The sequence below is a fragment of the Niallia sp. FSL R7-0271 genome, assembly GCF_038005785.1.
Classification (GTDB): domain Bacteria; phylum Bacillota; class Bacilli; order Bacillales; family Cytobacillaceae; genus Niallia.
This window is the reverse complement of the sequence record NZ_JBBOTZ010000001.1, coordinates 1,554,657-1,572,265: the sequence shown is the minus strand read 5'-3', so window position 1 is coordinate 1,572,265 and position 17,609 is coordinate 1,554,657. Positions and strand designations below refer to the sequence as shown.

Below are 17,609 nucleotides of genomic sequence, written 5' to 3'. Positions count from 1 at the left end.
ATTAGCTTATCTTTAACAAAGAAGGTGGATACTGTTCTATCAGTATCCACCTTCTTGTACAGCTAAACTCTCATTTTCGGTGGTGACTCCAGCCAGCCTTTATCAATCATAATATTAGTTCCGTCCTCTGCATACAGTTCAATTTCTCCTAACAGACGGTTATAAGAGACGCCTAAATCCCGACGATAGCTTGTGCCTAACCCTAATCCGTAAAAGCCTATGCCTGCTGATGTAAGTGCGCTTGCAATGAACATCATCAGCTTTTCAGAGAATACTTTCAAATCCTGTGGTATGACCTCTTTATCCCAATGAAGGCTAGCGTACAAATCATTATCTTTCAAATATGCTTGGAAAATCTCGCAATGCTTCTCAGCAATTTCTTTTCCGCGAATTAAATATTTTTTTACTTCCTCTGAACGTGTTGATGGAAGGAAGCCAATCATTAATCCAGCACCTAAAGCATTTCGGTGGAAATTGGCATATAAATTTGTAATCTCTGGAGCAGTGAGCGGTCTCTTATCTCCTAGGAATCCAGACAGAAAGCTCTGGCGCTGGATATAATCGACTTCCTTTGCTGGCGGAACCTCCGGTAAGCTCTGGTATTTTCCTTTAAGTGTAAGAAGTTCCACCAGCATTTCATAAAGCTTCATAGCATCTGTTAGACACTTCTTATAATAGTCCATACAATCTTGTCTTTGAACAACAGATAAATTTATCCCATGCGCCCGTAAACCCATTCTGGCAAACTGGTGAATATACTCCAGTATAAAATCGTCTGTATACACCTTTTTTGCTGTTGGAGATATATCCTCTTCTACATGAAAACCATGAGGTATTGCCCTACCCTCAGACTTAAAGATCTTTTTTATTTCATCCAGCTGGCGAACCGATGTGTGATAAGCAAACTCCACAATATCCTTTGTTTGCTTATCTTCGGCAATTTTCAAAAAATAACTGAACATGCATACTTGAGAGCTTTCTCCCATATAAGATCCCCATAGCTGGGATACTTCTGCTGAAGATAATAGATGTGAGTCTTTTTTTGACACAGTAAGTCCTCCACGTATTTTTTTATGAGTTTGCCCATTACCGGAGGATTTCATGTATGTTCCTTAAAAACGCAAACCTTTTGCAATATTCTAATACTTGTATATAATAAAATGACCAGTACATACAGCTTTAAAAATTATTATTCTTTTTGTCTATAAAGGAGCAGTTATGGAGCAAAACATCGGCAGATTAATTTATGAGCTTCGGCGCGGCAAAAAACAAACATTGAAACAGATTGCAGAAAAAACTGGCTTATCTATCAGTTTTATATCTCAGGTGGAACGATCTAAGTCTTCCATTACGATTGAGTCGCTCACAAAAATTGCTGAAGCGCTTAATGTCAGCCCAAGCTATTTTTTCACAGATAAAAACAAAGAGAAAAAATTTGTTCATCGCAGTGTTAAAGATGCGGTAACCATTCAAGCGTCCCAATTCATTTATGAAAGCATCACAGGTGATGTAAACAACCCTGTGTTTGAACCGATGATTGTCACATTGTTGCCGCGCAATCAAAAAGTAACAACATTCACTCATTCAGGACAGGAGTTTCTGTATGTACTAGAAGGAATACTTACCGTCCTCTATGAGGAGGATGAATACGAGCTTCATCCTGGAGACAGCTTTCATGTAGAATCTACCAATCCTCATAACTGGTATAACAGAACGGATAAATTAGTTAAAATACTATATGTGCGCTCAAGCGTAACTTAAAGTATCTCCATCATAAGATGGGGATTTTTTATAATGCAACTTCGTAACCCACCCCATTTTCAACTGCCTTCATAAAGACTGCAGCTGCAACGGCAGTATCTAAATAAGCAACACCGACAGATTTATATAGAGTGATTTCATCCTCCGAAGTACGGCCGGCCTTTCTGCCAGCTACAAGCTCTCCTAATTCCCCGTAAAGCATGTCAAAGCTCCACTGCCCTGCTTTTTCTGGTATGAGTAAGTCTCCTGCTTCATCACGAGCACCTTCGATTGTATCGACAACAATCTTGCTGCAGCGTTTTAATGTCACTAAATCAACTTCCCTCATCTGCGGCTTAAAGGCGCCGATTGCATTAATATGTGTGCCAGGCCGTATATAGCTGCCATCAAAAAGCGGCTCAGTCGATTTAGTGCTACAGACAATAATGTCTGCTTCTTTCACCGCATCATTGCCTGTTTTTGCAATCTTTATCTCACCATTCCAGTCTGGATAGAGGGAGGAGATTACTTCAGCAAACTCGACTGCTTTTTCCGTCGTCCGGTTATACAAAACCAGCTGTTCTAGATTACGAACTGCCATCACAGCTTGTACTTGACCGAGAGCTTGAGCTCCGCAACCCAGTATGGCAGCACTCCTAGCATTCTTCCTTGCGAGATGGTCTGTTGCGACACCACTTGCCGCACCTGTTCGTAATACAGTTAAGAAACTGGCATCCATAAGGGCTGTTTGCTTGCCGGTTTGTGTTTCAGTTAACAAAATGACGCTTTTTAAGGCAGGATTGCCTTGTTCGTTATTCGGAAAAATTGTGATAACCTTAACCGCTGCATAGTCGAGCGGCTTTAAATATGAAGGCATTATAAGGGAAGTTCCACCTGCCTTTTCATGCTCCACTGCTGTCCTGACAGGAGTAATTGTCTCTCCTTGTGTATCATATAAAAAGGCTTTGCGCACATCTTCTAAACAATCTTCCATAGGATAAATGGTGCGAATCTGCTTCTGTGATAATATCAGCATCTTTTTACCTCCCCTTAAAAAATTTTTCTGGGAGCAGATCTATAGCCCCCATCCCCATCAATCCAGTTCTTCGTTGCTTTTATCTTTCGCAAAGTAAATGGCAATTAAAGATATGACACTTGTAGCAACAATATATAATGCAACAGGAATCCACGAATTACTGTATGCGCTTAACAATGCTGTTGCAATGAGCGGTGCTGTCCCGCCGGCAAGTGCAGCTCCAAGCTGATAGCCTAGTGTGACACCTGTATAACGGACATTTGTAGTGAATATTTCAGTAAACATCGTGCCAAGTACAGCTGTAACTGGTGCCCACAGAATGCCAAGGCCAATAACAGTTGCTATAATCAGCGAGAAATCTGATTGTAAGGATACAAGATAGAAGTACGGAAAGGCATAAAGAAGAATCGCAACCGTTCCGCCAATGTAGAGCGGTTTTCTCCCTACCTTGTCTGATAATTTTCCCATCAAGGGAATCATGACAGTTGCAACTAAGACCGAGATTGTAACTGCATTCAAAGCAACAGTCCGCTCATAACCTTGGTATTCAGTGGCATAGGCAATGATGAAGGTTCCAAAAATATAAAATGGTCCTGTTTCCACCACTTTTGCGCCGACAGCTATTAACACTGCTCTCCAGTGATAGCGCACTGTCTCAATAATCGGCACCTTTGCAACGTTTCCACTTTCTTTAGCTTCTTTAAATGCAGGTGTTTCATCAAGCCCCTTTCTAATCCAAAGGCCTAGAAATACTAATAAAGCGCTTAAAATAAACGGTATTCTCCAGCCCCATGACATAAATTGAGCATCACTTAACACAGTAGTCAAAATAGTAATGGATAATGTTCCTAACAGCATCCCAATTGTTACGCCGATTTGCGGGATACTTCCAAAAAAACCGCGGCTGTTTTTGTTTGAATACTCGACTGCTAGCAGCAAAGCACCGCCCCATTCCCCGCCAATGCCAAGGCCTTGAATACATCTTAATGTAATAAGCAGGATTGGTGCCCAAACACCAATTGCATCATAATCTGGCAAACAGCCGATTAAGACTGTTGCGCCGCCCATCAGCGACAATGTCATTACTAGCGTTGTTTTTCGCCCGACTCTATCACCAATATGGCTAAAGATAATTCCTCCAAGAGGTCGAATGAAAAAAGGCAATGCAAAGGACACATAAGATAACAGCAATCCGACAACAGGATCATGATTTGGAAAAAACAAGGTTGTAAATACTAAGGAAGCAACTGTGCCATATAGAAAATAATCAAACCATTCAATGGAACTGCCTATTAAACTAGCAATTAATGCTTTACTGGCAATCTTTTTTGTCACTGCCGGCTGAACTTGTATTGGCTGTGTCTCCATTATCCATATCACTCCATCTTCACATTTTTTTATCTGCTCTGCCTGCCCTAGATGAGGTAATCATATGTTTTCTCCTCCCCACTCCCCTTTTAACCTAATATCAAATATTTTGTTACCACTTCATATCTGTTTAAAAAATTGAAGTGACACTTAAATATTTAAGCAAAAAAATTTTCCGATAATTGGAGTATATTATATTCAGATTTTTCAGTCAATGTGTTTTGTAAGAAAATCTCTCCTTAAAAATATCCGTAACTCTACTTGAATTTATTGGATAAAATAAAAAAGAGTGCATCTTATTATGCACTCTGTCTACTTTAAAAGAACCTCTTTCGCCAAAAAACAACCGCTGTAATACTAGATAAGATTGTTGAAATTAAAATAGCGACAAAAAAGGCATATTTATATTCTTGATAAGGAATGTCTACATTCATTCCATAAAAGCTCGCAACCATTGTCGGAAAGGAAAGAACAATCGTAAAGGAAGTTAAGAACTTCATTACCATGCTAACATTGTTAGAAATAATGGAAGCAAATGCATCCATCATGCTGCTTAAAATAGATGCATGTGTTTCAGCCATCTCAATCGCTTGCTGGTTCTCTATAATAACATCCTCAAGGAGATCCTGATCGTCTTCATACATTTTTAAAAATCTGCTTTTCATCATTTTATGCATAACAATATCATTTGTTTTGAGTGATGTTGTAAAATAAACAAGGCTCTTCTGAAGATGCAGCAGAGAAAATAACTCCTTGTTTCGCATCGACTGCAGAAGTTGACCTTCAATCGTATCTATCTTTTTGCTGATTTGTTTTAAATACTTTAAATACGCATTAGACATAGAATACAGGATTTGAAAAGCGAATCTCGTTCTTTTATATGTAAAGAAATCCTTGACTTTCCCTTGAGAAAAAGCTTGAAAAATCGGATTATCCTGTAAACAAATGGTGACGAAACAGTTTTTCGCAATGATAATTCCTAATGGAATCGTATCATACTCCGGTTTCTTTTTTTCATTCATCGTAACATTTGGAACGTTGACAATGATCAAAATATCTTCACCGTCTTTTTCAATTCTTGAACGCTCCCCCTCATCCAAAGAGTCTTTCAAAAATCCATTCGGTAGTTCAAGCTTCTGGGCAATAAACTGTATCTCTTGTTCCGTTGGGGCAACCATGTTGATCCAGCACCCGCTCGTAATCGTATTCGTTTCTTTAAGTACTCCTTCTTCGTTAGAAAGATAAATGTTTAACATGATAAAACCTCCTCTAAAATTATGAGGAAGCCAAAACTTAGCCATAAACAAGTTGAATTTTACTTGCATTCAATATTTGAAGGAATGACTCCTTATTGACTTCCCCCTTGGTCGACTCGGGCTCTGGTTCACTGCAATAATGACTACTCATAAAAATTCAACTCCTTTTATAATCTAATTTTTATCAACTACTTCATTGTACTTATTTCCTATGGTTTTGCAACTAAACTAGTAAAATATTAAATAAAAATCCAAAAAATCAAACTTTTCGACTATTGTGTAATTCAATGCTACAAATTCGAATTTCCTATAGATTTTAATAAATTTTAAAGTAGGTTAACTTTCTCCACAAAAATTCAACTGGGCCTTGTTTAAAACGTTGTAACCAAAGATAGCTTAAGCCAATTTGGCAGACAGCAAGTACAAAAGAGATGAGTATTAACTTTGATGGCGGTATTGTTGCATACAAAGAAAAAATTCTGAAAATGAGTAACCCAATAATGTTTTGCATTAAATAATTAGTAATCGCCAATCTGCCAACATAACGGAAATAGATTAGACTCATTTTGCTTAGCTGCAAAAACAGTAAAATACTTAACCCATAAAACAATGACATAAGCGGATTACCAAATGCATCAGATGCTTGAATAAACAGCAAGGAATCAGGGTGCAGCACAGCCAATATTTTCAAGCCTAACCCTAGTCCTCCAAACAAAATCCATACAAACACATGCTTCTTCGTTATATGTATAATAGTTGATTTATTTTTCGCTAGTAAAACCCCGATTAAAAACATCGGAAAAATGCTTAGAAATAAATATACAATAGAAAAAAACTCAAAGGTTGACAGCCAATCATAAAAATTTTGTAAAAAAGCTGTGATTCCACTTGTCTGATAATTTTCAATAACGGTTAGTAAGTAATCGTAATCAAAGTACTCAGCCGGATTATACGGAAAATGAATAAATAAAAAAAGCAGCAACATATTTGGCAAATATAACAGTATTAGCAGAATGCTAATTGTCTTACTAGACGCCTTATAGAGTGGCAGCAACAAAAAGCCAAACAGAGCATAGGTGGTTAGGATGTCTCCGTACCAAATGAAAATAGCATGCACTGCCCCAATACAAAGTAGAACGAATTGCCTTCTGGAAAATAGTATGTACGGATTTTTTCCCCTTGCCGCTGCCTTGTCCATAAACAGCATAAAACTGAATCCGAACAGAAGAGCAAATAAAGGATAAAAATTTCCTTGTACGAAAATAAATAATAATTGTTGTATTAATAAATCAACTTGTCCTGTCCAAAGACTGCTTGGAAAACTGTCATATAATACGGGACTGCTTAACGGCACAATATTCGCAAAAGCAAGCCCTAAAACAGCAAAACCTCTTACTATATCTATTTCATGAATTCTCTCTAAGCTATTCATATCATCCCTTCTTTCATAAAAAAGACTCACCGCATATAACAATTGCAAATTCTGCTATATGCGGTGAGCCCCGCTACCTATATTTTTTAATGAAGTTATGCATCACATGAAATTCTCAGACCATTTTCCTCTAGCCAAGTAAATCTTTCCGTTTGGTCAGGGATATACCGGAGCACATCTTCAATCATCGGAAAATACTTCGTATTGCGTTCAAGAGAGTATATCATCCATTGCCCTCGTCTTTGTTCCTTCACAAGTCCTGCATCCTTTAACTTTCTTAAATGCTGACTGACTGCCGGTTGAGACATTTGAAAAATGTCAACAAATTCACATACACAGCAATCATGGATATTCAGCATCCCGATTATGGACAACCTAGTCTTATCACCTAATAACTTTAAAATGGCTGCTGTTTCTTCCAACTCTTCATTAGACATTATAATCATCCATTTCCATTAAATTATAATTATATAATAATGCCGTTTTCTAATGTCTGCAAGGATATGCTACTTCTAATTACCTATTTTGCTTTATTTCATAAATAGAACATCCAAAAATACTATACCGAATGAGCAGCCCAACGGGATAAATAAATAAGAGTATGCACCGTTATTATCTTGCTTGAGAACATTATTAATAAAAAAAGAAATAATGGCAAGCACAACAAACCAAGAAAGGAATTTTAGCATTCTCTTTTTAATTTCTGTCCGATTTGCCTTTCCCCAATATTTTAAAGCACTACCACCGAGGTACAAAGCATACAGCAAAATAAATACTATATATCCATAAATAAAATTTTCTGCAAAGGCAAGACCATTATGAAATAAACAATAAAAATAGCTAAAACGGTAGATAATCCGAACACTGCAAGCATGAGCCAGTTAAACCAAACATAATTTTTTACCATCGTACACCACCAAAAACATTCATTAAACTGCTAATCCACTATCTCAAACTATACATTATTTGTAAACTTTTTTGTATTTTTCCAGTCAATCTGGATATTCCTCCAACACCCATGGAAGAAAAACTTCAAAATTCAGCTGAAGAATGGGCTCAGGAAAATTTGCTTGTACCTGTTCTGCTTCCTGTGCTAGACAAAACTCAAAAGGGCCGAGCTGGCATGTATGATGATCCTGCCAATCAGACATTGTACATGTGTCGCCCTTCAAAACCTTGCCGACAATATGATAAAAGCCTATATAATGATGCAGCTCTGCGTTTTCCATTGCAAACTCTGAAACTTCTGCCGGTTTTTCTGGTATGATGCCAAGCTCAGCAAAAAATGAGGTGACAGAAGCATCGGCACTTTTGACCGCCTCTGCATAATTACAGCAATAGAGACAATCACACACCTCTATATCTGTTTTGTAAAATTTATTTGTTTTTTCCACATCTATTTCCAATATCCAGCCATTATATGTCCGTATTTTCATATCCTTCCCTCCTATAAGAATAGATATATATGGAAAAACATAAAAGGTTTTCTTAGCAGTGTCAACAAATTCTTTTATTGACCAAAAAACCGTCCAGACGGTACAATAATAAAAAAACAGGAAGGAGACATTACAATGGATTCAAAAGCTGATGTTAAACGCCGGCTTATTATTGATACAGCGAAACAAATTATTCATGAGAGCGGCATTACCTCCTTAACCCTTGATGCTGTTGCCAAACAAGCTAATATCAGCAAAGGCGGTCTTTTGTATCATTATTCGAGCAAAGAGGCTTTAATAAAGGGGATTGCTTTGTCTATATTTGAAGACTTGGATACAGCTTTAACGGAATACGCAAAAAAAGACCCCGTTGAGACAGGCAAGTGGACAAGGGCAATGATTGAAGTGACAAAGGATGATTTATACAACCGTGCCGAGCTAAATGTTGCAGTGATGGCTTCCTCGTTATTGGATAAGGATGTAGCTGAAGGTATTTCAAACAGCTATCAAAGAGCTTTAACAAAATTGGAAAACGACGGCATTTCTCCTGTGACAGCTTCAGTTATCCGTCTCGCCCTTGATGGACTGTACTACTCGCAAATGCTCCATGTTGCTCCATTGGATAAAAAAATGCAAACAGCAGTGCTTGATCAGCTCACACTCATGACAAGGAAGGAGGATGTGTAATGAATCCATATTTACTACTTGTAGTTTCCATTATAAGTGAAGTGTTTGCAAGCTCGATGCTGAAAGCAACAGAGGGCTTCAAAAGGCTGCTACCGTCTGTTGGTGTCGCTTTAGGATATGGAATTGCCTTTTATGCTTTATCGTTGACATTAAAGACCATGCCGATTGGAACAGCCTATGCAATTTGGGCAGGTGTTGGCACAGCACTGACGGCGGTGGCTGGAGCCGTACTTTATAAAGAAAGCTTCAACAGCAAAAAAGTAATCGGCCTCTTACTTGTCATCGGCGGGGTAATCTTATTGAATTTTGGCGGAGCTCATTAATTGAAAGGAGACTTCCATTGTGAAAGGATATATTTATTTAACAATCTCGATTATAGCTGAAGTATTTGCCACAACAATGCTTAAATTGTCAGAAGGCTTTACCGTTATGCTCCCGTCTGTCGGTGTAATTATCGGCTATGTACTTGCCTTTTATTTCATTTCAAAAGCGCTCCAAACACTGCCGCTAAGCTTAGCCTATGCAATATGGTCAGGTGTTGGGACCGCTGCGACTGCGATAATAGGCGTCATTTTATGGGATGAGCTGATGAACACAGTCATGCTGTGCGGAATTGTGCTTATTATTGGCGGTGTTTTTCTTCTGAACGGGTCAGAAAAGACAGAAACAGCGAAGAAGCCTGCTAACTAATGAGCTTCTTCGTTTTTCTTAAAAAGATCTCCCTAAATATAAGGCAATGTCTCGTATCCTTTCATCTATTTCCGCTTCTATTGCTTCCCTTTCCTTACTATAGGAATAAAAAGTATCACCTTTAAGCAAATGGTCCGATAAATTTAATAAACTGACTGCTTTTTTGTTAAATTTGTTCGCAACAGCAAGTGTAACGGCTGACTCCATATCAACACCTAAATGCCCAGCTGTTGACCAGGCTTGAACCATCTTTTCTGTCTCTAAATACGGAGTGCTCACAGACAAAACACTGCCTGTAACATACTTGTAGTTTTTTTTCTGGCAAAATTCAATGGCCCTCATTGCAAGTTCCTCATCGGATGTTACCGTTTCACAGCCTGGCAAATAAGCAGCTGAAACTCCATCGTCCATTTTTGCCTCAGTCACTATCAAAATATCACCATAGTTGACTTTAGCTGACAAACCGCCAAAATAGCCTGTTTGGATAAATATGTCAGTGCCCATTGCTGCGAACTGGTGGGAAACTGCTGCAGCCATTGCTCCTCCGTATACATTAGCAAACCCTGTTAAGACAGCCTTATTTCTCCCAATGACTGTATTCCACTTTGGCAAAAGCATTTCCTGGCTCAAGATTCCCTTCCACTTATTGATATTATCTGCATGATTCCATTCCCCATGAACAATTAAAGCATCAGGAACATGGTGTTTTAGGATGCCAACAGCATGAAGCCAATCTTCTTCCGTAAAGTCTCCATATAGTTTCATATATTAGTAACACCTCTTAAAAGTTAGCTAATAAATCCCTACTTCCACGTTTCGTTCAATTTATCTGAATAAAAGGTAATTGCTTTCTTGTACTGTAATATACTTTCATCCATTGTTGTCTCCACTAAGGCAGTAAGCAGGAGCTCCATCGCCTTTGCATGATTCTCCAGATTGTATAAAGTCATCGCGTAAAACACTTGGAGTGCTCTGTTGGCCGGATACTTCTGAATTGCCTGTGAAAAAATGTCGCTTGCCTTCTCATAATCTCCTAATGTTCGGTATGTGCTGCCAAGCCCCAATAAGGCTCCTTCCAATTCCGCTTCGGGAAGTCCTAACTGAATAGCTTTTTCATAAAATAACACTGCCTTCCTTTCTTCTCCTAATAAATCTAGACTCCAGGCGTATTGATAAAGGATAAACGAATCCTCCGGATAGCTTTGGACTAATTTCATCAGCACACCGCTTGATTTATAATACTCCCCGTCCTCTCTCCACTTTAATGCTGCTGCAAGTTCGTTTCTCATGTTTCCCTCCTAAATACTGCTATTAACTTATTAAGTTCGCTTAATCCCCCGCTTCCCCTGCTTGTTTTTAATATAGGAACTTAGATTTTTTTATTATTTTTATTAAAATCCATCTAAACCACTTGGATTAGTGTATTTTTTTGTTGTATAATGAATATATGATAATACGAACAAACAAAATCAGAGTTATACAGTAATAGACACATATTGATATAGAATATCCATAGGAGGGAATACCATGGTAAATCTTAATGATGCAAAAAGAAGATTAATGATTCAAAAATTAGCAGTGTATGGCAATTACTCGTTTGATGCCTTAAATAGCTTTTCTCTTCCTGAACTGAATAAAAGATACCATGAGTGTATGGCAGCAGTGCATCCTCATGATGGAACAGGCTCTATTAAGTGGAAAAAGCAAAGATAATTTTTTACTCGAAAACCAACCTAACAAGTAAGAATAATTGGATATAAATATAATCTGCTAATCTAAATGAATATGCCGATCAGTCAGCCTGAAGGCCCTAATGTATAGTGTTTGCTATACTTAGGGCCTTTTTATTTTCAGCTTGAAAGGTGGTGAGAACTGTATAGGCTCTGATTTGTTTGTTTATAAAAATCGTATGGGAGGATACATAATGGTTTATTTTAAGAAAGCAAGTTACTTACTATCTGTTTTACTGTTAATCTTTGTGAGTGCCGCCTGCGGTGCACCCTCTGCATCAAACAGTTCGTCTGACGAAAAGGCTGGCGAAATAACTGTAAATATCGGGGTACAGCAAAGCATTTGGCCAATTCTGCTTGCGAAAGAGAAAGGCTGGTTTGAAAGTGAGTTTGAAAAGGCTGGTGCTAAAGTTAACTGGGTAGAATTTCAGAGCGGGCCTTCTTACTTTGAAGCAATTGCTTCTAACCGCCTTGACTTTGGCCGTGTCGGCAATATCCCCGTTTTAGCTGGCCAAGGCGGGGGAATAAAATTCGAGGAAATCGCAACAGCAAGCACCGGGGAGCTTGGTGATGCCATTATCGTACCCAAAGACAGCCCGATTAAAACAGCAGATGATTTGAAAGGCAAAAAAATTGCTGTTGCTAAAGGCAGCAGTGCATATGGTCTTTTATACAGACTGCTTGAAAAAGAAGGCATTAAACCATCTGAACTGGAAATTATCCAGCTTCAGCCAGATGAAGCTCAGCCTGCATTTGAAACTGGTTCTGTTGATGCATGGGCCATCTGGGAACCTTATCAGTCCATTCAGGTGATTAACAAGAAGGCGAAAGTAATCGCAACAGGAAAAGATATCGGCAGCTACAGCCCAGGCTTCCAAATTGTTCGATCTGAATTTGCAAAAGAACACCCTGAGCTTGTTGAGCTGTACTTAAAAGTTACGGAAAAAGCAACTAGATGGCAAAATGAACATAAAGAAGAAGCAATTAAAATTTATGCAGACTTAAAGAATACGGACGAAGAAATAATCAGCAGAGTCCTTGAAAATTCTGTTCCTGAAAACACACCTATTAGCGCTGACATTATCAAGGAACAACAAATAACTGCTGATTTGCTTTTGGAGCAAGGTGGATTGACAAAAAAATTGGATGTGGCAGAGGTTGTTAATAACCGTTACATTGAAAAAGTTTTAAAAGAATACGAATAAGCTAATAGATTTCCTTCTGAATGCTTGTCTCTTACATTCTATCAAGCTAATGAAAAGACACCTCTCTTTTTATGAGAGGTGTCTTCTTATATGCCCAGTTTATCTCGAAGCGTGCCGTCAGTGTATTCTGTTTTAAACAAGCCTCTGTTTTGTAGTTCCGGGATAACGGACTCGATAAACTCCGTCAAGCCTTCACTCATCTGCTGGGGCATGATGTTAAAACCGTCAGCAGCACCATTTTCAAACCAGACCTGCAGTTCGTCTGCAATCCTTTCTGGTGTTCCGGCAATAGTGAAATGCCCGCGACCGCCGGCTAAGCGGAGCAGCAGCTGTCTTAATGTGAGATTTTCTTTTTTAGCTAGGTCACTGATTAGTTTTGTTCTGCTCTGATGCCCCTTTATTTCTTTTATATCAGGCAGTTCTGGGAAAGGACCGTCTAACGGGTAAGAAGTCAAATCAAACCCGACTCTGTTGGACAGCTGAAGCAAACTGTACGCTGGATTTGTAAGCTTATGCAGCTCTGTCTCTTTTGCTTTTGCTTCTTCATCCGTATTTGCGATTACAGGGCAAATTCCCGGAAGAACAATGACCTTGCTTGGATCACGTCCAAAATCTTGAACTCTGGACTTTAGTTTTTTATAGAAGATTTGTGCGTCTTCCAGTGTTTGCTGTGCTGTAAAAACGATTTCTGCATATTGTGCCGCAAAGTCAATGCCGTCTTTAGAGGAGCCAGCTTGAACAATTACTGGCTTGCCTTGCGGTGATCTTGGGCTGTTTAATGGGCCTTTAACAGAAAAATAGCTACCTTTATGGTTAATTTCATGGACTTTTTCGCTTAACGCATAAACCCCTGTTGCCTTATCCTTGACAAGTGCATCTGCTTCCCAGCTGTCCCAAAGCTTATTGGTCACTTCTAAAAATTCCTGTGCCCGCACATACCTCTGTTCATGATCTGGTATTTCTTCTAAATTAAAGTTTTTCGCTTCTTCATCTGTTCCAGACGTGATAACATTCCAGCCTGCTCTTCCTTTACTCAAATGATCAAGGGAGGAAAAACTTCTGGCAACATTGAAAGGCTCTGTAAAGGAGGTTGATACTGTTCCAATTAAGCCGATTTCCTTCGTAACAGCTGCCAGCGCGGACAAAAGGATGAGCGGTTCCATCCCCCCTCCACCGAGTTCTCCGTATGTAACTGCTTTAGTCGAAACAGAGTACCTGTTTGCCATAAAGATAGAATCAAATTTTGCCCTTTCTGCTTTAGCAGCAATTTCTTGATAAAGCCTGAAATCCTGCACACTTTCTACTGCAGAGGCTGGATGCCTCCAAGCTCCTTCATGATGACCCATGCTTGTTAAAAACAAGTTTAAGCGCATTTTTTCCCCTTTTGTACGGTATGTCATTTGATTTCACTCCCTTTGTTCATTAGCCTTTAAAGCTGTCCTGCCATTTCAACAATCTTCTTTCAAATATCCTTATAAACGAATCTGAAGCCTTCCCAAACACTGCAAAGATAATAATTCCTACAAAAACGACTGTTGTTTGTGAAAATTGCCGGGCATCTGTAATTAAATAGCCGATACCTTCAGATGATCCCATCAGCTCTGCTGCCACTAACGCAAGCCAGGCTGCTCCTAAGGCAAGACGCAGGCCGAGCAGAATATTAGGAAGTGCTGATGGGATAATTAAGTTAGTTATTTGTTTCCATTTGCTGTACTGTAAAACTTTCGCAACCTCATACATTTTCCCATCAACACTGCGTATGCCTAAAAAAGCATTCACATATAGCGGAAAGAAAGCACCTTTGGCAATCAAAAGAACCTTTGAAACCTCTCCAAAACCAAACCATAGGATAAATAGCGGTATGACAGCTAATGTCGGAATTGTGCGCAGCATCTGCATAGTCGGGTCAAGGGTATGCTCTATTTTGCTAGAAAATCCAACAGCTAATCCAGCTAATAGACCAAGAGAACCACCAATTATAAACCCTCCGATTGCCCTAAGAAAACTGACTTGGAAATGGTAGAGCAAATTCCCTGTTGTCCATAAATCAATGAAAGCCATGAAAATCTCACTGGGTCTTGGAAGCAGTGTCTCTGATACAAACCCATATATTCCCGCTGCTTCCCATACTGCTATTAATAGAACAGGGAAAATCATTCCCCGCAAAAAAATAACCGTTTTAGAAGGAAGCTGTTTTCCTTTTATCTTTTTTTTACGCTTAGCTTTTACAACTGAGTCTCCGTATAACAGTTCACTATTATTACTCAATGTGACCTCCCTCCCATCACTGCATGCTCTGATTTCTCAAACTCCTGCAAAATCGCTTGACGGTATGCTTGAAATGCATTATCCGCTTTCTTCCGCGGGTAGGGAAGTTGAATATCTACAACCTTTTGTATCGATCCTGGTCTTGCATTCATAATGACAACTTTGCCTCCTAAATAGATGGCTTCATCTAAATCATGTGTTACTAGCAGCATGGTCGTTTTGTTTACTTGCCAGATATTCAACAAAGCATCCTGCATATGTGTCCTTGTGAATGCGTCTAACGCACCGAATGGTTCATCTAATAGCAAGACTTTCGGATTGCGGAGCAGAGCTCTTGCAATTGCTGCTCTTTGTGCCATTCCTCCTGATAGCTCCCTTGGGTATGATTTTGCAAAGCCGTCAAGCTTAACGAGCTTAATCAGCTCTGCGACCTTTTCTTGAACTTTTTTGTTTTTCAGGGAGAAGTTTGCGGCGATATTTTTTTCTACCGTGTGCCAAGGAAAGAGGCGTGGTTCTTGGAAGATAAAGCCCTTATCGACGCTGGGCCCGGTTACTTCCACCCCCTCAATCGATACAGAGCCGGACACTTCCGTATCAAGGCCTGCTATGATTTTCAGCAAGGTGCTTTTCCCGCAGCCGCTTGGGCCGATAATGGTAATCAGTTCACCTTTTTCTACTGCTAAGTCAATATCCTTTAATGCATGTGTATCACCATTTTTCGAGCTGAATTTTTTATTTAATTGCTTGATTGCTAATAATGTCATAAACTTCTCCTCTCCTTTCAATCTTCCTATTTACGATTGGAATATGGATAAAAAAAAGACACGAAGCAAAAAAATCAGCAACCGTGTCTTCTCCGGTGGTCCGGTAGCAAGAGCATCTTTTATTTTTTTGTGTCTGTTTGTATACGGATTTTTTCTTCTCTCTCAATTTGTGCTATTCTCCCGGCATGAAGGGTAATGGTGACAGAACCATACTCAATTTCCTTTAATATGGAGATGATATATTTTTCATTTTCGTAAGTTACTTCGGCCATTTAAATAACCCCCTATATAAATTTAAAAAAGCCGCTTACTCCAATATTGGGAAGCGGCCTTCAGTTGTCTGATCAGCACCTTGCTTATTCTTTTGTATTCTTTATGCGTGAATATTCCTTTTCCAGATCTGTTAGTGTCCATTCAAACAGATGCTGTCCCTCTTTTTTATAAATGCCTGCAGCTATCAAGGAATGGATTAAATAACTTTTTCTTCTGTCTACCAACTCTCTTAATTTTCCAGACATTTTTCATCGCTCCTTAGTAATCTCTTTAAATACTAATTATTTTAATCTCTTTACTAGGTATTAAATCACAAAAAAATTATGGACGAATTTTTTCTATATATTTTGCGGTATATTCCACTGTATCTGGATACTTAATACCAACTCCTGTATTTAAACAAACGACTTTTTCTTCCTTGCCAAGCCAGCCTGCTTCCCGAAGTTTATCAGCTGCTGCAATTGTTGCGGCACCCTCTGGACATATAAACTGACCTTCTGACTTTGCGACAAGCTGCTGAGCTTTCGTTAATTCTTCTTCTGATACTGCCACTGCACAGCCATTTGTCTCATATATCGCCTTTAAAACCAAAAAATCTCCTAAAGCTTTCGGTACATTAATTCCAAATGCTTTCGTTTCTGAATTCTCCCAAAAATCAGACTCTTCTTCCCCCTCTAAATACGCTTTGACAATAGGCGCACAGCCTTCTGCTTGTACGGCGACTAAACGGGGAAGTCGACCGCTGATCCAGCCAAGCTCTTGCATTTCCAGAAATGCCTTGTAAATACCAATTAAACCAACACCGCCTCCAGTTGGATAGAGAATGACATCTGGTAGTTCCCAGCCAAATTGCTCAGCAATTTCATAGCCCATCGTCTTTTTCCCTTCAATCCGATATGGTTCCTTCAAGGTTGATGCATCAAAATAGCCATTATCCTTTACCAGTTGTGCCGTGATTTTGCCTGCATCACTTATAACGCCGTCAACTAAATATAGCTCTCCTCCTGAAACGCTCACTTCTTTGCGCGTAATTTCTGGAGCATCAAGAGGCATGACGATATGTGCGCGAATTCCCGCTTTTGCAGAATAAAGGGACCATGCAGCACCTGCATTCCCATTTGTAGGCATCGCAAGCTCCCTCACCCCAAGCTCTGAAGCTTTTGAAACACCGACTGCAGCGCCTCTTGCTTTGAATGAACCTGTTGGAACAAGTCCTTCATCCTTTAAATAAAGATGCTGAAAGCCTAACTCTGCTCCTGCCCTTTCTAATGGAAGCAGCGGTGTCATCCCTTCGCCTAAAGTTTTTACATTCTCTTGGTTCAATACTGGAAGCACCTCATGATATCTCCATAAAGTGTTTTCCCTGCCTTGCAAATCCTCTTTCGATAAGTCATGTTTTAATTTATCCAATTCATATCGAGCGAGTAGTGGGGAACCACAGCTACATAATTGCTGTATTTCTTCGGCAGAATAATATTTACTGCATTTTGGGCATTCCAGATGGTGTATGTAGCTAAATCTCATGGCCATCCTCCTGTATAAGTATTATGTAATTTAAGTTGATAAAAAAAGAGACCAACAAAATACAAGTCTGCTTGACATGTATTTCGCTGAATCTCTAGTGATCTAGTCGATTCCTTTAAAATATTTACAAATATCTGTTAAACCTATGTTAACAGCATCTAAAAGTCGTTGTCAATCATTTTTTAGGGTATTCTGATTGA

At 39.1% G+C, this 17,609-nt stretch carries 21 protein-coding genes; 6 read left to right on the top strand and 15 right to left on the bottom strand.

All coding sequences use genetic code 11. The features are described 5' to 3' along the window. Nucleotides 1-62 precede the first annotated feature (62 nt). The gene (locus tag MKX82_RS07995) at nucleotides 63-1,049 is read right to left on the bottom strand and encodes a DUF3231 family protein (RefSeq protein ID WP_237941236.1); all 987 of its coding nucleotides are present in this window, start codon (nucleotides 1,047-1,049) and stop codon (nucleotides 63-65) included. 169 nt (nucleotides 1,050-1,218) lie between these two features. On the opposite strand from MKX82_RS07995, the gene MKX82_RS07990 reads away from it, so the two are divergent. Further along, nucleotides 1,219-1,761 (top strand): helix-turn-helix domain-containing protein, encoded by a 543-nt coding sequence (locus tag MKX82_RS07990; protein ID WP_233314264.1) that lies wholly within the window; start codon nucleotides 1,219-1,221, stop codon nucleotides 1,759-1,761. Between the two features lie 28 nt (nucleotides 1,762-1,789). On the opposite strand, the gene MKX82_RS07985 is transcribed toward MKX82_RS07990, so the two are convergent. From MKX82_RS07985 to MKX82_RS07960, 6 genes are all read right to left on the bottom strand, one after another. Further along, nucleotides 1,790-2,776 (bottom strand): ornithine cyclodeaminase family protein, encoded by a 987-nt coding sequence (locus tag MKX82_RS07985; RefSeq protein WP_341076258.1) that lies wholly within the window; start codon nucleotides 2,774-2,776, stop codon nucleotides 1,790-1,792. A gap of 57 nt (nucleotides 2,777-2,833) precedes the next feature. Continuing rightward, nucleotides 2,834-4,144: an MFS transporter gene (locus MKX82_RS07980; protein ID WP_341076256.1), complete on the bottom strand. Its 1,311-nt coding sequence runs from the start codon at nucleotides 4,142-4,144 to the stop codon at nucleotides 2,834-2,836. 317 nt (nucleotides 4,145-4,461) lie between these two features. Further along, nucleotides 4,462-5,400, bottom strand: coding sequence for a magnesium transporter CorA family protein (locus MKX82_RS07975; RefSeq protein ID WP_233314267.1), 939 nt, complete (start codon nucleotides 5,398-5,400; stop codon nucleotides 4,462-4,464). A gap of 316 nt (nucleotides 5,401-5,716) precedes the next feature. Next, nucleotides 5,717-6,832: a DUF418 domain-containing protein gene (locus MKX82_RS07970; RefSeq protein ID WP_237941234.1), complete on the bottom strand. Its 1,116-nt coding sequence runs from the start codon at nucleotides 6,830-6,832 to the stop codon at nucleotides 5,717-5,719. 95 nt (nucleotides 6,833-6,927) lie between these two features. Beyond that, nucleotides 6,928-7,269, bottom strand: a complete 342-nt coding sequence (locus MKX82_RS07965; RefSeq protein WP_233314269.1) for an ArsR/SmtB family transcription factor — start codon at nucleotides 7,267-7,269, stop codon at nucleotides 6,928-6,930. A 555-nt stretch (nucleotides 7,270-7,824) separates the two neighbouring features. Continuing rightward, nucleotides 7,825-8,268 (bottom strand): hypothetical protein, encoded by a 444-nt coding sequence (locus MKX82_RS07960; RefSeq protein ID WP_341076246.1) that lies wholly within the window; start codon nucleotides 8,266-8,268, stop codon nucleotides 7,825-7,827. Between the two features lie 135 nt (nucleotides 8,269-8,403). Between MKX82_RS07960 and MKX82_RS07955 the strand changes: the two genes are divergently transcribed. Genes MKX82_RS07955 through MKX82_RS07945 form a run of 3 tightly spaced genes read left to right on the top strand, consistent with a single transcriptional unit; the run spans nucleotide 8,404 to nucleotide 9,645 of the window. Next, nucleotides 8,404-8,955 (top strand): TetR/AcrR family transcriptional regulator, encoded by a 552-nt coding sequence (locus MKX82_RS07955; RefSeq protein ID WP_233314272.1) that lies wholly within the window; start codon nucleotides 8,404-8,406, stop codon nucleotides 8,953-8,955. Further along, nucleotides 8,955-9,278, top strand: coding sequence for a DMT family transporter (locus MKX82_RS07950; protein ID WP_233314273.1), 324 nt, complete (start codon nucleotides 8,955-8,957; stop codon nucleotides 9,276-9,278). The genes MKX82_RS07955 and MKX82_RS07950 overlap by 1 nt, the downstream gene beginning before the upstream one ends. A 19-nt stretch (nucleotides 9,279-9,297) precedes the next feature. After that, on the top strand, nucleotides 9,298-9,645 hold the full coding sequence (locus MKX82_RS07945; RefSeq protein WP_282581426.1) for a DMT family transporter: 348 nt from the start codon (nucleotides 9,298-9,300) through the stop codon (nucleotides 9,643-9,645). Nucleotides 9,646-9,663: 18 nt separating this feature from the next. Here MKX82_RS07945 and MKX82_RS07940 read toward each other — a convergent pair whose 3' ends face one another. Both MKX82_RS07940 and MKX82_RS07935 read right to left on the bottom strand, forming a co-directional pair. Continuing rightward, the gene (locus MKX82_RS07940) at nucleotides 9,664-10,410 is read right to left on the bottom strand and encodes a phosphorylase family protein (protein WP_341076242.1); all 747 of its coding nucleotides are present in this window, start codon (nucleotides 10,408-10,410) and stop codon (nucleotides 9,664-9,666) included. Nucleotides 10,411-10,448: 38 nt separating this feature from the next. Beyond that, on the bottom strand, nucleotides 10,449-10,934 hold the full coding sequence (locus MKX82_RS07935; RefSeq protein ID WP_341076239.1) for a tetratricopeptide repeat protein: 486 nt from the start codon (nucleotides 10,932-10,934) through the stop codon (nucleotides 10,449-10,451). Between the two features lie 238 nt (nucleotides 10,935-11,172). Between MKX82_RS07935 and MKX82_RS07930 the strand changes: the two genes are divergently transcribed. Continuing rightward, nucleotides 11,173-11,358 (top strand): hypothetical protein, encoded by a 186-nt coding sequence (locus MKX82_RS07930; RefSeq protein ID WP_233314276.1) that lies wholly within the window; start codon nucleotides 11,173-11,175, stop codon nucleotides 11,356-11,358. Nucleotides 11,359-11,569: 211 nt separating this feature from the next. Continuing rightward, on the top strand, nucleotides 11,570-12,580 hold the full coding sequence (locus tag MKX82_RS07925) for an aliphatic sulfonate ABC transporter substrate-binding protein (RefSeq protein ID WP_341076235.1): 1,011 nt from the start codon (nucleotides 11,570-11,572) through the stop codon (nucleotides 12,578-12,580). A gap of 86 nt (nucleotides 12,581-12,666) precedes the next feature. On the opposite strand, the gene MKX82_RS07920 is transcribed toward MKX82_RS07925, so the two are convergent. From MKX82_RS07920 to MKX82_RS07895, 6 genes are all read right to left on the bottom strand, one after another. After that, nucleotides 12,667-13,980, bottom strand: coding sequence for an LLM class flavin-dependent oxidoreductase (locus tag MKX82_RS07920; RefSeq protein WP_237941232.1), 1,314 nt, complete (start codon nucleotides 13,978-13,980; stop codon nucleotides 12,667-12,669). 22 nt (nucleotides 13,981-14,002) lie between these two features. Then, the gene (locus MKX82_RS07915) at nucleotides 14,003-14,848 is read right to left on the bottom strand and encodes an ABC transporter permease (RefSeq protein WP_245399858.1); all 846 of its coding nucleotides are present in this window, start codon (nucleotides 14,846-14,848) and stop codon (nucleotides 14,003-14,005) included. Next, entirely contained in the window at nucleotides 14,845-15,612 is a 768-nt protein-coding gene (locus tag MKX82_RS07910; protein ID WP_341076232.1) for an ABC transporter ATP-binding protein, read from the bottom strand. Before MKX82_RS07910 ends, MKX82_RS07915 begins: the two co-directional genes overlap by 4 nt. Before the next feature lie 119 nt (nucleotides 15,613-15,731). Then, nucleotides 15,732-15,884, bottom strand: coding sequence for a YezD family protein (locus MKX82_RS07905; RefSeq protein WP_233314280.1), 153 nt, complete (start codon nucleotides 15,882-15,884; stop codon nucleotides 15,732-15,734). 84 nt (nucleotides 15,885-15,968) lie between these two features. After that, on the bottom strand, nucleotides 15,969-16,130 hold the full coding sequence (locus MKX82_RS07900) for a Fur-regulated basic protein FbpA (RefSeq protein WP_233314281.1): 162 nt from the start codon (nucleotides 16,128-16,130) through the stop codon (nucleotides 15,969-15,971). A gap of 76 nt (nucleotides 16,131-16,206) precedes the next feature. After that, nucleotides 16,207-17,409, bottom strand: a complete 1,203-nt coding sequence (locus MKX82_RS07895) for a threonine synthase (protein ID WP_251647758.1) — start codon at nucleotides 17,407-17,409, stop codon at nucleotides 16,207-16,209. Between the last annotated feature and the right edge of the window lie 200 nt (nucleotides 17,410-17,609).

What these genes read in the sequence shown, in the direction of transcription:
- MKX82_RS07990 (WP_233314264.1), top strand. Translation starts at nt 1,219, where the DNA reads ATGGAGCAAAACATCGGCAGATTAATTTATGAGCTTCGGCGCGGCAAA.
- MKX82_RS07985 (WP_341076258.1), bottom strand. Translation starts at nt 2,776, where the DNA reads ATGCTGATATTATCACAGAAGCAGATTCGCACCATTTATCCTATGGAA.
- MKX82_RS07980 (WP_341076256.1), bottom strand. Translation starts at nt 4,144, where the DNA reads ATGGAGACACAGCCAATACAAGTTCAGCCGGCAGTGACAAAAAAGATT.
- MKX82_RS07975 (WP_233314267.1), bottom strand. Translation starts at nt 5,400, where the DNA reads ATGTTAAACATTTATCTTTCTAACGAAGAAGGAGTACTTAAAGAAACG.
- MKX82_RS07970 (WP_237941234.1), bottom strand. Translation starts at nt 6,832, where the DNA reads ATGAATAGCTTAGAGAGAATTCATGAAATAGATATAGTAAGAGGTTTT.
- MKX82_RS07965 (WP_233314269.1), bottom strand. Translation starts at nt 7,269, where the DNA reads ATGTCTAATGAAGAGTTGGAAGAAACAGCAGCCATTTTAAAGTTATTA.
- MKX82_RS07960 (WP_341076246.1), bottom strand. Translation starts at nt 8,268, where the DNA reads ATGAAAATACGGACATATAATGGCTGGATATTGGAAATAGATGTGGAA.
- MKX82_RS07955 (WP_233314272.1), top strand. Translation starts at nt 8,404, where the DNA reads ATGGATTCAAAAGCTGATGTTAAACGCCGGCTTATTATTGATACAGCG.
- MKX82_RS07950 (WP_233314273.1), top strand. Translation starts at nt 8,955, where the DNA reads ATGAATCCATATTTACTACTTGTAGTTTCCATTATAAGTGAAGTGTTT.
- MKX82_RS07940 (WP_341076242.1), bottom strand. Translation starts at nt 10,410, where the DNA reads ATGAAACTATATGGAGACTTTACGGAAGAAGATTGGCTTCATGCTGTT.
- MKX82_RS07935 (WP_341076239.1), bottom strand. Translation starts at nt 10,934, where the DNA reads ATGAGAAACGAACTTGCAGCAGCATTAAAGTGGAGAGAGGACGGGGAG.
- MKX82_RS07930 (WP_233314276.1), top strand. Translation starts at nt 11,173, where the DNA reads ATGGTAAATCTTAATGATGCAAAAAGAAGATTAATGATTCAAAAATTA.
- MKX82_RS07925 (WP_341076235.1), top strand. Translation starts at nt 11,570, where the DNA reads ATGGTTTATTTTAAGAAAGCAAGTTACTTACTATCTGTTTTACTGTTA.
- MKX82_RS07920 (WP_237941232.1), bottom strand. Translation starts at nt 13,980, where the DNA reads ATGACATACCGTACAAAAGGGGAAAAAATGCGCTTAAACTTGTTTTTA.
- MKX82_RS07910 (WP_341076232.1), bottom strand. Translation starts at nt 15,612, where the DNA reads ATGACATTATTAGCAATCAAGCAATTAAATAAAAAATTCAGCTCGAAA.
- MKX82_RS07905 (WP_233314280.1), bottom strand. Translation starts at nt 15,884, where the DNA reads ATGGCCGAAGTAACTTACGAAAATGAAAAATATATCATCTCCATATTA.
- MKX82_RS07900 (WP_233314281.1), bottom strand. Translation starts at nt 16,130, where the DNA reads ATGTCTGGAAAATTAAGAGAGTTGGTAGACAGAAGAAAAAGTTATTTA.
- MKX82_RS07895 (WP_251647758.1), bottom strand. Translation starts at nt 17,409, where the DNA reads ATGAGATTTAGCTACATACACCATCTGGAATGCCCAAAATGCAGTAAA.